We start from the raw sequence: 13,816 nt of genomic DNA on the forward strand, positions 1-13,816 counted from the left end.
TCCTGCGGGCGGCTGCTCCCCGTTCTGGCCGGCCCTCGCTCCCTTGCGCCCCCCCCCCCCCCCCCCCCCCCCCCCCCCCCCCCCCGCTCCTGCAATGGGCCGTGATCAGCCTTTCTTTTGGGCAAACAATGCATCGAGCTTCTGCTCGAACGCGTGGTAGTCGATGCGCTCGTACAACTCCATCCGGGTTTGCATGGTGTCGATGACATTCTTCTGGGTGCCGTCGCGGCGAATCGCGGTGTATACGTTTTCCGCGGCCTTGTTCATCGCCCGGAACGCCGACAGCGGATAGAGCACCAGCGCCACCTCGGCGGACTTCAGCTCGTCGGTGGTAAACAGCGGCGTCGAGCCGAATTCGGTGATGTTCGCCAGGATTGGCGCCTTCACCCGCGAAGCAAACAACTTGTACATATCAAGCTCGGTGATTGCTTCCGGGAAGACCATGTCCGCACCCGCCTCGATGCACGCGGCGGCGCGATCCAGAGCTGATTCCAGGCCTTCCACCGCCAGCGCATCGGTGCGCGCCATGATCACGAAACTGTCGTCGGTTCGCGCATCGACCGCGGCCTTGATACGATCGACCATCTCCTGCTGCGAGACAATTTCCTTGCCGGGCCGGTGACCGCAACGCTTGGCGCCAACCTGGTCCTCGATGTGCATCGCCGCTGCTCCAAACTTGATCATCGACTTCACCGTGCGCGCCACGTTGAACGCCGAGGCACCGAAACCGGTGTCGACGTCTACCAGGAGCGGCAGGTCGCAGACGTCGGTGATGCGGCGTACGTCGGTGAGCACGTCATCCAGGCCGGTAATGCCGAGGTCCGGCACGCCGAGCGAACCCGCCGCGACACCGCCGCCGGACAGGTAAATCGCCTTGAAGCCGGCCCGTTGCGCCAGCAGCGCGTGGTTGGCGTTAATCGTGCCGACCACCTGCAGCGGATGTTCGCTGGCGACAGCGTCACGGAAGCGTTGGCCAGGAGTGGTTCTTGTGGTCATTGTTCACCTCGGGCAGTTGCAGCTTGAAAGCGCTGCTCAATGTTGCGTTTGGACGCGGCGATGTGTCGGCGCATCAACAGCTCGGCCAGCTCACCGTCACGCTCGGCGATGGCATCGAGAATACGGTGATGCTCGGCGAACGCCTGGCGCGGACGATTGGGCGTCGTCGAGAACTGGATGCGGTACATGCGCACCAGTTGATAGAGGTCATCGCAGAGCATCTGGGTCAGCGTGCTGTTGCGCGCGCCCTGGATAATCCGGTAATGAAAGTCGAAGTCGCCTTCCTGCTGGTAATAGCCGACGCCGGCCTGAAAGGCGCTGTCGCGTTCGTGAGTTTCCAGCACGCGGCGCAGGTCATCGACTTCTTCAACCGTCATGCGCTCGGCAGCCAGGCGACAGGCCATGCCTTCCAGGGATTCGCGGATTTCGTACAGCTCGACCAGCTCGGCATGGCTCAGGGAAACCACGCGAGCGCCAACGTGGGGAACGCGCACCAACAGGCGCTGGCCTTCGAGCCGGTGAATGGCCTCGCGCAACGGCCCGCGGCTGATGCCGTAGGTGCGCGCCAGCTCGGGCTCGGAGATCTTGCTGCCGGGGGCGATGTCGCCTTTGACGATGGCCGCCTGTATACGGCGAAAGACGTTCTCGGACAGCGTCTCTGCATCGACCGACGGGGCAGGCAGGGTTTCTGCGGCATCCAACATTGTTGACACCTATTGACTGAATGCCAGCAAATTTAGCGAAAGAAGCCAGTTCCGTCAAAGCTAAATGGGTGATTGTCGACAATCGTCTAATAGCGACCCATTTTGACGAAGTGTCTGACAGCACGTATCCCCGCCGCCCTTCGCTCGCGCCATAAAAGCTTCATGCTAGAATGCCGCCCGCCTCAGACCGCCCACGCGCGCAGGCGGCTTCTGCAGGAGCGGCACCCTGGGTCAAACCAAATCCCCATTTCGACGTCAAAGCAGCTCTTTCACTTTTTATCGCGCCTGGACTTATGAGCCGCCACCCTCTTCTCTTCCTTTTATCCCTGTACGTGCCAGGCTTCTTTCTGCCCGGACTTTTTCTTTCCGGGCTTTTTCTGCCCGGACTGGCCCTGGCCGCTGAAAAGACCGTGTATGGCCTGAACGAATACGCCGAGCTGGCGGACATCGACCTGCAGGTCGCCGCCAAACTGGACACCGGCGCCAAAACTGCCTCCCTGAGCGCCCGTGACATCAAACGCTTCAAGCGCAATGGCGACTCCTGGGTACGTTTTTACCTGGCCATCGACGACGCCCACGAACATCCCATCGAACGCCCCCTGGCCCGAGTCAGCAAGATCAAGCGCCGCGCCGGCGACATCGACGCCGACGACGACAAGAAATACACCGCTCGCCCGGTCATCAGCCTGGATGTCTGCATGGGCTCAGCGTTGCGCACCATAGAAGTGAACTTGACCGACCGCAGCGCATTCCAATACCCGCTTTTGATTGGCTCCGAAGCCCTCAAGCACTTCGATGCGCTGGTTGATCCAAGCCTGAAATACGCAGCCGGCAAGCCTGCCTGCGTCACCCATGCTCAAACCGCAGAGTAACGACATGCGCTCTCTTACCCTCCATCTGAAGATCCTGATCGCGACCCTCGTCACGCTGGGTATCGCGATTACGGCTTATCAGATATTGGTGCTCGGCATCCCGGTGACCGAAGACGAAACCGACGACCTGTGGAACATCGACGCCAAGGTCGAGTTCGTCGCCAACCCCAAGGACACGGTCAAAGTGCAGATGTACGTGCCGCCTCTTTCGCGGGATTACATCAGCCTCAATGAAAGCTTCATCTCCAACAACTATGGCGTGAACGTCAACCGCGCCGACGGTAACCGCAAGGTCACCTGGTCCGCGCGCCGGGCCAACGGCAACCAGACGCTGTACTACCGGCTGGTGTTGACCAAGCGCTACAGCGGCGAGAAAGCCAAGATCAAAGGGCCGATCTTCCGCGACAGTATCGTCGTCGAAGGCCCGGAAAAAATCGCCGCCGACGCCCTGCTTGCGCCGATCCGGCAGCATTCTGCCGACGTTGAAACCTTCGTCAGCGAAGCCATCAAGCGTGTCAACAATCTGAGCGACGACAACGTCAAGCTGCTGCTGGCTGGCGATACGTCAGTGCAGAACAAGGCACGGATCACCGAAACCTTGCTGTCCATCGCCCACGTGCCGGTGGAGAAAGCCCACACCATTCGCCTTGTGGCCGACCAGCCGCAGTCACCCGAACTGTGGCTGCGCAGCTTCAATGGCAAGGAATGGCTGTATTTCAATCCGGAAACCGGCGAAGCGGGTCTGCCCCAGGACCGCCTGCTGTGGTGGATCGGCAACGACAATCTGATCTCCGTTGAGGGTGGCAAGAAGGCCACCGTGAGTTTCAGCCTGAACAACAGCGAGATGAACGCGATTCGTCTGGCCAAGCTGACCGATGAAAGCACCGACGCCGATTTCCTCGAATACTCGCTGTACAGCTTGCCGCTGCAAACCCAGCAGACCTTCATGATCATGGTAATGATCCCGATCGGCGTCCTGGTGATCCTGATCCTGCGCAATCTGGTGGGCCTGCAGACGCTCGGGACCTTCACCCCGGTGCTGATCGCGCTGGCGTTCCGCGAGACCCAGCTGGGCTTCGGCATCGTGCTGTTTACCATCATCACCGCGCTGGGCCTGTCCCTGCGCTCGTACCTGGAACACCTCAAGCTGCAAATGCTGCCGAGGCTGTCGGTGGTGCTGACGTTCGTGGTGGTACTGATCGCCGCCATCAGCCTGTTCAGCCACAAGCTGGGCCTTGAGCGCGGGCTTTCGGTGGCGCTGTTCCCGATGGTGATTCTGACCATGACCATCGAACGCCTGTCGATCACCTGGGAAGAACGCGGCGGCGGCCATGCGATGAAAGTCGCCATCGGCACGCTGTTCGCGGCGTCTCTGGCGCACATCATCATGAGCATCCCGGAGTTCATCTACTTCGTGTTCACCTTCCCGGCGATCCTGTTGATCCTGGTGGGCTTCATGCTGGCGATGGGGCGTTATCGCGGTTATCGGCTGACCGAACTGGTCCGCTTCAAGGCCTTCCTTAAAGAAGACGCCGAGCGGGAAAACCACAAATGATCGGCTGGTGGAAAACCTGGAAGGCGCTGGAAGCCAAGGGGATCATGGGCATCAACCGGCGTAACGCCGACTACGTGCTCAAGTACAACAAGCGCAGCCTCTACCCCATCGTCGATGACAAGATCATCACCAAGGAGCGGGCGATCGCGGCGGGCATTCATGTGCCCGAGCTGTACGGGATCATTTCCACCGAAAAGGAAATCGACAAGCTCGAGACGATCATCGGCGGTCGCAGCGACTTCGTCGTCAAGCCCGCCAAGGGCGCGGGCGGCGACGGCATTCTGGTCATCGCCGACCGTTTCGAAGAGCGCTTCCGTACGATTTCCGGGCGCATCATCAGCCACGACGAAATCGAGCATCAGATTTCCAGCATTCTCACCGGGCTGTATTCCCTGGGCGGCCATCGTGATCGCGCGCTGATCGAATACCGGGTCACACCGGATCAGATCTTCAAGAGCATCAGTTACGAGGGCGTTCCGGACATTCGCGTGATCGTGCTGATGGGGTACCCGGTGATGGCCATGCTGCGCCTGCCCACCCGGCAGTCCGGCGGCAAGGCCAACCTGCACCAGGGCGCGATCGGTGTCGGCGTCGATCTGGCGACCGGCCTGACGCTGCGCGGCACCTGGCTGAACAACATCATCAGCAAGCACCCCGACACCACCAATGCGGTGGATGGCGTGCAACTGCCGAATTGGGACGGCTTCATGAAGCTCGCGGCAGAGTGCTACGAGCTGTGCGGCCTGGGTTATATCGGCGTCGACATGGTGCTGGATCAGGACCGCGGGCCGTTGATTCTGGAGCTTAATGCGCGGCCGGGGCTGAACATCCAGATCGCCAATGACTGCGGGCTGACTCACCGCACGGTTGCCGTGGAGAAGCGGCTCGAAGAGCTGGCAGCGGATGGTATTCAGGAAAGCCCGGAAGAGCGGGTCAAGTTTGCTCAGGGCTTGTTCGGGCACGTTTGAGGTTTGTCGATTGATCAGTGTTCGCCGATAAACTGATGGCGTTCACACCGGCCCCTTCCCGGCTGAAGCCAGTCCTACTAGATGCCGCGTGCAGTCAATGGAATTGGCTGAAATGCCGACTGAGGGACTGCCTGGACCTCAACTGTGGGACCGGCTTTAGCCGGGAAGACGTCAGGCGTCACTCCGCAAATCTGATGGCGTTCACACCGGCCTCTTCCCGGCTGAAGCCGGTCCCACTAGATTCCGCGCGCTGGCAGTGAAATCGGGTGGTACGCCGACTGTGGGACTGACTGTTCCTCGACTGTGGGACCGGCTTTAGCCGGGAAGACGTCAGGCGTTTCACCGCAAATCTGATGGCGTTCACACCGGCCCCTTCCCGACTGAAGCCGGTCCCACTCGATACCGCGCGCAGTCAGTGAAACCGGGTGGAACGCCGACTGAGGGACTGCCTGGACCTCGACTGCGGGACCGGCTTTAGCCGGGAAGACGTCAGGCGTCACACCGCAAATCTGATGGCGATCACACCGGCCCCTTCCCGGCTGAAGCCGGTCCCACTAGATTCCGCGCGCAGGCAGTGAAATCGGGTGGTACGCCGACTGAGGGACTGCCTGGACCTCGACTGTGGGACAGGTTTTAGCCGGGAAGACGTCACGCGCTACACCGCAAATCTGATGTCGATCATACCGGCCTCTTCCCGGCTGAAGCCGGTCCCACTCGATACCGCGCGCAGTCAGTGAACCGGTTGGAGCGCCGACTGAGGGACTGCCTGGACCTCGACTGTGGGACCGGCTTTAGCCGGGAAGACGTCAGGCGTCACTCCGCAAAACCCGAGCCGAACTCGTCACCCATTACTCCCTGCTAGATGAAGATTCACCCCATGCGGCATCCCGTCCCTAGAGAACCCTCGCCCATCGCTGTATAGTTTTTTACACACCGAAACAATGAGCAACAGATGTTCCCTTCCAAGCTGTATACCCCTCTGTTGCTCAGCCTGTTGGCGTTGATCGTGACGGCCCTCTGCGCGCTGTCATTGGGTCGCTATGAGATTTCAATCCACGAACTCAGCACGTTCATCGCAACCCTGCTGTGCCTCAGCGACATGCCGGCGCAGCGCTACGACCTGCTGCACAGCCTGATCATTGAGGCGCGACTGCCCCGGGTCGTCGCGGCGGTGCTGGTGGGCGCCGGGCTTTCCGTCTCAGGCGCGGCGTATCAGGGCGTGTTCCGCAATCCGCTGGTGTCGCCGGGTTTGCTGGGGGTGCTGAGCGGCTGCGCGTTCGGCGCTGCGTTGGGGATCATCTGGCACCTGCCGCCCCTGGCGATTGCGCTGGTCGCGTGCATGACCGGACTGACCGCCGTGGCGGTCGGTCTGGGCATTGCCCATATGTTTGAGTCCCCCTCGATTCTGCTGCTGGTGCTCGGCGGCATTGTCGCGAACGCCCTCTTCACCTCCTTGCTGTCCATTGCCCAATACATGGCCGATCCGGTGGATCAGTTGCCGAGCATCGTCTATTGGCTGCTCGGCAGCCTCAGCGCCGTCGACGTGCAGGCGCTGTGGATCATCGGTCCGATTCTGGCCGTGGCCATCGTGCTCTTGTGCCTGACCGGCCGCGCCATCGATGCGCTGTCCCTGAGTGATGACGAGGCCCTGAGCCTGGGCGTGCCGGTGGAGAAAATTCGTGGAGCCCTGATTGTGCTGACCACCCTCATCTGCGCACTCACTGTGAGTCTGGCAGGCATGGTCGGCTGGATCGGCCTCTTGATTCCCCACCTGGCGCGATTGATGGTCGGTCCCGGCAATACGCGTCTGCTGCCCCTCAGCGCCTGCCTCGGCGGGATCTTCCTGCTGGCGGCCGACGGCGTCGCTCGCAGTGTGTCGGCGGGAGAAATCCCCCTCGGCATCATCACCGAACTGTTCGGCGCGATCGCCTTTGTGCTGGTGCTGCATCGCGTGCGCAAGGGCTGGCTATGAAGCGCTTGCAGGCCCGCCAACTGAGCTATCGGATCGGCGACCGTTTGATCCTCGACAATGTCTGCCTGGACATAAAAGCCGGCGACAACATCGCCCTGCTGGGGGCCAACGGCGCCGGAAAAAGCACGTTGATGAGGCTGCTGCTGGGGTTGCTGAGGCCCCACGCCGGCGAGGTGCTGATCGACGGCCAGCCGATGGGCTCGATGAAGCGCCGCGCCGTCGCCCGGCAGATCGCCTACGTGCCGCAGAGCCACGTGCCGAGCTTTCCGTTCAGCGTCGCTCACATCGTCGGCCAGGGTCGACTGCCCACCGTGGGCCTGAGCCATGCACCGAGCCGCGACGACCAAACCTATGTCCAGCAGGCCCTGACCGACCTGGGCATTCTTCACTTGAGTGAACGGCCGTACACCGAGCTATCCGGCGGCGAGCGCCAGTTGGTGCTGATCGCCCGGGCCATGGTCCAGCGCGCCAATATCATCATTCTCGACGAGCCGGTCACCGGCCTCGACTACGGCCACCAGCTGCGCCTGCTGGCCTTGCTCAAGCGCCTCGCCGCCCAAGGCATCAGCCTCCTGTCCAGCACCCATCGCCCCGAACACGCTCTCGCTTCGGCCGATCGCGCGCTGGTCCTGCACGAAGGCCGACTCATCGCCGACGGCGCGCCTCACGACGTCATCGACAGCGCCCTCATGGCGCGTCTTTACCAGGTCGCCGTCGAGCAGATCGACACCGGCGGCCACCGCTTTTTTATTCCTTGCCGAGTGTTTACATGACCCGATCCTTCCCATCGCGCCTGGCCTTCGCACCGCTGTTGTTTGGCGGCTTCGCTCAGGTCAGCCTGGCGCAAGAAATGACCCTCGCGCCGCTGGACATCAGCGCCGACCAGTCGATTGCCGATCAGGCGCGTGAGAAGTCGGCGACCCTCGGCCCCATGGGTGAGCGCAGGCTGCTGGACACGCCCTATTCCATCAGCGTGCTGTCCTCCGACCTGATCGACAGCCAGCAGCTGAAAAGCTTCAAGGACATCATTCGCTACATGCCCTCCGTGCAGGCCGACGGCGCCCGGCCACAAACCCGGGGCCTGCAGGGCAGCGTGGTGCAGAACAGCCGGCTCGACGGCCTCAACGTGGTGTCGACCACCGATTACCCGGCCGAGCAACTGGGCGGCGTCGAAGTGCTGAGCGGGCTGTCGGGGTCGCTGTATGGCCCGGCGAATCCCGCCGGCACCTTCAACCTGCTGTCGAAACGCCCGACCGATTTCACCCGCAATCGGGTGACCGTCGGCGTGGGCACGGGGCTGACCTGGCTCAAGGCAGCCGACCTGAGCGGCCCGTTCGACCCGGACGGCAAGATCAAATACCGCCTGAACGTGGCCGACGAACAAGGCCACAGTTATGCGCCCGGCAGCACATTGCGCAGGCAGCTTGTCAGCCTCGCGACCGATTTCCAGATCAGTGATGACAGCGTCATCGAAACCAATTTCAGCCACTACGACTACCTGTCCAAGGGCCTGCCCGGCAAGTTCGCCGTCGCCTCGGGCGTGACGCTGCCCCACGCGCCGGACCCGACCCGCAGCAATCTCGGGCAAAATTATTCCGGCGACAACAACACCACGGACACCGCCAGCGCGCATTTCAAGCACGACTTCGACGGCAACTGGAAACTCGACATTGGCGCACTGCGGCAGATCGCCGACCGCGAATCCACCGCAGTGACCAACACCCTGATCAACAATGCCGGCACCTATCGCAGTTCGGTGGCGAGCGCCACTGCAAGCCGCTTTACCATCAACAGCTATCTGGCCAACCTCAATGGCAGCGTCTACACCGCCGGCATTCGCCATGATTTGACCGTCGGCGTCACCGGTTTTGACTGGGACAACTACAACCCCGTGGCCGGCGGCACGAAAACCCTCGGCACCGCGTCATTGAACAACCCGATCGCCTTCGACGGGCCGGACTTCCCCGATTTCACCGACCGCTACCACTCGGCCAACGCCCGCCAGCGCTCGTTCGTGCTGGGCGACACCCTGACGTTCACGCCGAAATGGAGCCTGATGCTCAGCGGCAGCCAGAGTCGCCTGACCGCCGACAACTATTCTCAAGCCGGCGTCCACACCTCATCGCAGGACTCGGGCATCAGCACGGCCAGCAGCGTGATGTACAAACCGGTCGACGACCTGACGTTGTACCTGACCTACGCCGACAGCCTGCAACAGGGCGACAGCGCCGCGGCTGGCAGCAGCAACGCCGGGGCGATCCTGTCACCGTACCGCAGCCGCATGTGGGAGCTGGGCGGCAAATGGGTCGCGCGCGGGGTCAACCTGTCGCTGGCGGCATTTCAGATCAAACGCCCCTTCGCCTACACCCAGCCCGATAACCTCTATGCCGTGGCGGGTGATCAACGCAATCGCGGGGTGGAATTCCTCGCCGACGGCGACCTGAGCCAAAACCTCAAGATGTTCGGCGGCATCACTTGGCTGGACCCGAAGCTGCTGTCCACCGGCAACGACAGCACGGAAGACACCCGGATCGTCGGGCTGTCGCGGGTGACGGCAAGTCTGCTGACCGAATACCGCATCGACCAGGTGCCGGGCCTCGCCGTCAACCTCAACGCCCGTTACGCCAGCGCCCGCCCCACCGACGACAGCAACGATCACTGGGTGGGCAGCTACAAGACCTTCGACGCCGGCGCCAGCTACAGCACCCGGTTGATGAAGCGCGACACGGTCTACCGCCTCGAAGTCACCAACCTGGCCAACGAACGCTACTGGACCAACATCGTCCCCGGCGGGCTGAACGGCTACACCGGTGCCGGGCAAGCCAGCGCCACACCGGCCGCGCCGCGCATGGTGCAGGCGTCGATTCAGGTGGACCTGTGAACACGCAGCGAGTCGGCATGGGCCGTTTGCTGAGCGGTTTGCTGCTGGCCAGCTTGAGTGCCAGCGCCTTCGCTGACCCGGGCGACGAGGGCCAGACCATTCAGGCCAGCCCGCTGAAATCGAGGCAGGTGCAGGACGATGGCGGACAACAGGTCAACGTCCCGGCAGCACCCGCGCGGATCGCCGATGGCTGGTATGCCGATCACGTACTGCTGATGACGCTGGGCGCCGGCTCGCGCATCGTTGCGACGGTCAACCATCCTGAAAGCCAACCATGGATGTTCAAGGTCCTTCCCGCCCTGAACCAGGCCACGGCCATCGAAGGTACGGGTTTCAATGCCGAGACCCTGCTGGCCGGGCACGTCGAGCTGGTGTTCACTGCCCTCGGCGACCGGCAGGCCATTGCCTACAGACAGCTTGGCCTGCCGGTCATGCAGATGGGCTACACCGACCTTGCCGGGCTGAAACGCTCGATGCTCAACACGGCCGAGGCCCTTGGCGGTGCCGAGCCACGCACGCGGGCCCTCGCCTACAACGGGTTTCTGGATCAGCAACTGGCATCGGTCAATGACGTTGTGGCCGGCATCCCGGCGGAGCAGCGGCCGAAAGTGCTGCACATCGCGTCGGTCAATCCGCTGAAAGTGGACGGCACCAATACCTTGATCGACGACTGGATCAAGCTCGCCGGAGGCCGCAATGCCGCGACGGGGCTCAAGGGCAATCTGCAGATTGTGTCGGCCGAGCAGTTGCTGGCCTGGCAGCCGGATGTCCTCATCCTCGCAGCGAACGCAGGCCGGCTGGACCAAGCGGCACAAGCGCAACTGCTGAATCAGCTTGAGGCCGTGCGCAACGGACGCGTCCTGCGCAATCCGGCCGGGGTTTTCCCCTGGGATCGGTACGGCACCGAAGTGGCGCTTCAGGTCCCGTGGGCGGCGCAGCAGTTGCATCCCGCGTTGTTTACGGACGTGGACATCGCGGCACAGACGGTGGACTTCTACCGGCGCTTTTTCGATTACCCGCTGACGCCCGAAGATGCCCAGAGAATTTTGCACGGTGAGCCGCCAGCGACTGCCCCCTAGGACTCGACCTTGGGGAAGACTACAATCGCCGTCCTCGTGCACTGACTGATCCACGCCTCGCATGCCAACTTGTTCCGTACACCCACTGCCCTATCACGCTGACCCCAGCGGTTACTTCGCCCGCGTGCGCGTTGCCCCGGGCGCCGTGCTGCTGGACAGCGGTCGCCCGACGGCGGACCGTGGCCGCTTCGATCTGCTCAGCGCCTGGCCGATGGAAGCCCTGCTGCCCGTTGCGGACGAATCCGGTCCGGCCTTTCTTCAGCGCCTGCGTGAATCACTGGCCCGCCTCGGTGAAGCCGATCTGCCAGAGGACTGCGCGCTGCCGTTCGCTGGCGGATTGATCGGTTATCTGGCGTACGACTTCGGTCGTCTGTTCGAGCCCCTGCCCGATCAAGCCATTGATGACTTGTACCTGCCCTCGGCGCGGCTGGGGCTGTACGCCTGGGCGCTGATCAGCGATCACCACGAGCGCACCAGCCAGTTGGTGTTTCACCCGTCCCTTGACCACGCCGAACGCCAGCGGCTGATCGCGCTGTTCGAGCAACCGGGGGCGCAAGCGGACGCCTCGTTCAAGCTGACAGCGCCCTTCGCGCCGGACATCGATGCCGAGCAGTACCAGCAGGCCATCGAGGGGATTCACGCCTACATCCAGGCCGGTGACTGTTATCAGGTCAATTTCGCCCAGCGCTTTCGTGCGCAGTACCTCGGTGATCCGTGGGCAGCGTATCAAGCACTGCGGGTGGCCTGCCCCACGCCGTTCGCCGGGTATCTTGCGCTGCCAGCGGGCGATGCGGTGTTGAGCCTGTCGCCGGAGCGGTTTGTCAAAGTCAGTCAGCGTCAGGTCGAGACACGGCCGATCAAAGGCACGCGGCCGCGGGGACGGGATGCCGATGAGGACGCCGCGTTTGCTCAGGAGCTGCTTTCGAGCCCGAAAGATCGCGCCGAGAACCTGATGATCGTTGACCTGCTGCGCAACGATCTGGGCCGCACCTGCCGGATCGGTTCGGTGAGCGTGCCGGAGTTGTTCAGCCTGGAAAGCTATCCCAACGTGCATCATTTGGTCAGCGCGGTGACGGGCGAACTGGCCGACGGCAAGGACGCGCTGGACCTGATTGGCGGCAGTTTTCCCGGTGGGTCGATCACCGGCGCGCCGAAGATCCGCGCGATGCAGATCATTGACGAACTGGAGCCCACTCGGAGGGCGCTGTATTGCGGCTCGTTGATGTACCTGGACGTGCGCGGCAGCATGGACAGTTCAATCGCCATCCGCAGCCTACTGGCAAAAGACGGCCAGATGGCGTGCTGGGGCGGCGGCGGCATCGTCGCTGATTCGCAGTGGGAAGCGGAATATCAGGAGACCTTCACCAAAGTTCGGGTGTTGATGCAGACGCTTGAGGGGTTGTGAGTGGCAGGTCCCGCTCACTGACGCAAATCGTTGGGTCTGGGGTGGTTCCATCACACGTGAGCACTCGCAGCCCCGTAGGAGCCGGCTTGCTAGCGAACCGGTTTCGTCAGTCGCCCCCCCGGTTCTGACCCACCGCGTTCGCCAGCAAGCCGGCTCCTATGGATCAGGGTGTGTCGGTGAGGTTTGGCTAACCGCGCTGCCGCTATCGCAAATCAGTATTTCTAACGCGTGAAAAGTCGCTGGGATCCACCCCGCAAATTCGGCGGAATACGGTCTGTAGGAGCGCGCTTGCCCGCGAAACGCGGTGTGTCAGGTGAATACGGTGTTGAACTTGCCGACGTCTTCGCGGGCAAGCGCGCTCCTACAGGTTATGGGGTCAGCCGGGATATCAGCGCCGCCCGCTGATCCGCCCTCTGCGCCAACTGCCAAGCTCCAAGCCCAACCCAATCCCCCGCTTTCAGCCAAACGCCCCGACGTTTTTTGTTACCATCTGCGCCATTACGAGCGCCTAAGCGCCAGCCCTGATCAGGAAGCCGCCCAGATGAACCACCCTTTCGACGTTGACGACATCGCCGCCACTTTTGCCAACAAATCCCCGTCCGACATCCTCAAATTCGCCTTCCAGCACTTTGGCGACGACCTGTGGATTTCCTTCAGCGGCGCGGAAGACGTGGTGCTGGTGGACATGGCCTGGAAAATCAACAAGAACGTCAAGGTGTTCAGCCTGGACACCGGCCGGCTGCACCCGGAGACCTATCGCTTCATTGATCAGGTCCGCGAGCAGTACAAAATCGACATCGACATCGTCAGCCCGGACCGCGAAAAGCTCGAGCCAATGGTCAAGGAAAAGGGCTTGTTCAGCTTCTACCGCGACGGCCACGGCGAGTGCTGCGGGATCCGCAAGATCGAGCCGTTGCGCCGCAAGCTGTCCGGCGTTACCTCTTGGGCCACCGGCCAGCGTCGTGATCAGAGCCCGAGCACGCGCAATAACGTGGCCGTGGTTGAAATCGACGGCGCGTTCTCGACTCCGGAACGCACGCTGTACAAATTCAACCCGCTGGCCCAGATGAGCAGCGCCGATGTGTGGAACTACATCCGCATGCTCGAACTGCCGTTTAACGCCCTGCACGAGCGCGGCTTCATCAGCATCGGCTGCGAGCCCTGCACACGCCCTGTCCTGCCGAATCAGCACGAACGCGAAGGCCGCTGGTGGTGGGAAGAAGCGACGCAGAAGGAATGCGGGCTGCATGCCGGGAATATGATCGCGAAGGCCTGAGAGCAGATCGCAACCTTGTAGGAGTGGGGGGGGTGGCGGGGGGGGGGGGGCCGACACCCCAAAGCCCGGGGGCCGGGCCCCCCGGCGGCCGCCCCCAACAACACGGTT

Annotated in this window: 11 protein-coding genes; 9 read left to right on the plus strand and 2 right to left on the minus strand. The window is 62.7% G+C overall.

Features of this window, described 5'->3' with window-relative positions:
• Window positions 1–105: 105 nt before the first annotated feature.
• Together prpB and ACYAR8_RS21625 are read right to left on the minus strand one after the other, a co-directional pair.
• Window positions 106–996 carry a methylisocitrate lyase gene (gene prpB, locus ACYAR8_RS21620; RefSeq protein WP_463581017.1) on the minus strand — a complete coding sequence of 297 codons (891 nt, stop codon included), beginning with the start codon at window positions 994–996 and terminating at the stop codon, window positions 106–108.
• Window positions 993–1,700: a GntR family transcriptional regulator gene (locus ACYAR8_RS21625; protein WP_074887115.1), complete on the minus strand. Its 708-nt coding sequence runs from the start codon at window positions 1,698–1,700 to the stop codon at window positions 993–995. Before ACYAR8_RS21625 ends, prpB begins: the two co-directional genes overlap by 4 nt.
• Before the next feature lie 293 nt (window positions 1,701–1,993).
• Between ACYAR8_RS21625 and rloA the strand changes: the two genes are divergently transcribed.
• From rloA to ACYAR8_RS21670, 9 genes are all read left to right on the plus strand, one after another.
• On the plus strand, window positions 1,994–2,572 hold the full coding sequence (rloA, locus tag ACYAR8_RS21630) for a retropepsin-like aspartic peptidase RloA (RefSeq protein ID WP_463581018.1): 579 nt from the start codon (window positions 1,994–1,996) through the stop codon (window positions 2,570–2,572).
• 4 nt (window positions 2,573–2,576) lie between these two features.
• Window positions 2,577–4,127 carry an osmotic stress tolerance membrane protein RloB gene (gene rloB / locus ACYAR8_RS21635; RefSeq protein ID WP_074887109.1) on the plus strand — a complete coding sequence of 517 codons (1,551 nt, stop codon included), beginning with the start codon at window positions 2,577–2,579 and terminating at the stop codon, window positions 4,125–4,127.
• Window positions 4,127–5,095, plus strand: a complete 969-nt coding sequence (locus ACYAR8_RS21640; RefSeq protein WP_463581025.1) for an alpha-L-glutamate ligase-like protein — start codon at window positions 4,127–4,129, stop codon at window positions 5,093–5,095. Before rloB ends, ACYAR8_RS21640 begins: the two co-directional genes overlap by 1 nt.
• A 952-nt stretch (window positions 5,096–6,047) precedes the next feature.
• A complete protein-coding gene (locus tag ACYAR8_RS21645) occupies window positions 6,048–7,067 on the plus strand; it encodes a FecCD family ABC transporter permease (RefSeq protein WP_463581019.1) in 1,020 nt (339 codons plus the stop codon).
• Window positions 7,064–7,840 (plus strand): ABC transporter ATP-binding protein, encoded by a 777-nt coding sequence (locus ACYAR8_RS21650; protein WP_463581020.1) that lies wholly within the window; start codon window positions 7,064–7,066, stop codon window positions 7,838–7,840. The genes ACYAR8_RS21645 and ACYAR8_RS21650 overlap by 4 nt, the downstream gene beginning before the upstream one ends.
• Complete coding sequence (locus tag ACYAR8_RS21655; protein WP_463581021.1) at window positions 7,837–9,948, plus strand: TonB-dependent receptor; 2,112 nt, start codon at window positions 7,837–7,839, stop codon at window positions 9,946–9,948. The genes ACYAR8_RS21650 and ACYAR8_RS21655 overlap by 4 nt, the downstream gene beginning before the upstream one ends.
• Window positions 9,945–11,027, plus strand: a complete 1,083-nt coding sequence (locus ACYAR8_RS21660) for an ABC transporter substrate-binding protein (RefSeq protein ID WP_463581022.1) — start codon at window positions 9,945–9,947, stop codon at window positions 11,025–11,027. The genes ACYAR8_RS21655 and ACYAR8_RS21660 overlap by 4 nt, the downstream gene beginning before the upstream one ends.
• A gap of 61 nt (window positions 11,028–11,088) precedes the next feature.
• Window positions 11,089–12,432 (plus strand): aminodeoxychorismate synthase component I, encoded by a 1,344-nt coding sequence (gene pabB / locus ACYAR8_RS21665; RefSeq protein ID WP_463581023.1) that lies wholly within the window; start codon window positions 11,089–11,091, stop codon window positions 12,430–12,432.
• Between the two features lie 541 nt (window positions 12,433–12,973).
• Window positions 12,974–13,708, plus strand: a complete 735-nt coding sequence (locus tag ACYAR8_RS21670; RefSeq protein WP_463581024.1) for a phosphoadenylyl-sulfate reductase — start codon at window positions 12,974–12,976, stop codon at window positions 13,706–13,708.
• Window positions 13,709–13,816 lie beyond the last annotated feature (108 nt).

The sequence above is a fragment of the Pseudomonas sp. HP_01 genome, from assembly GCF_055284355.1.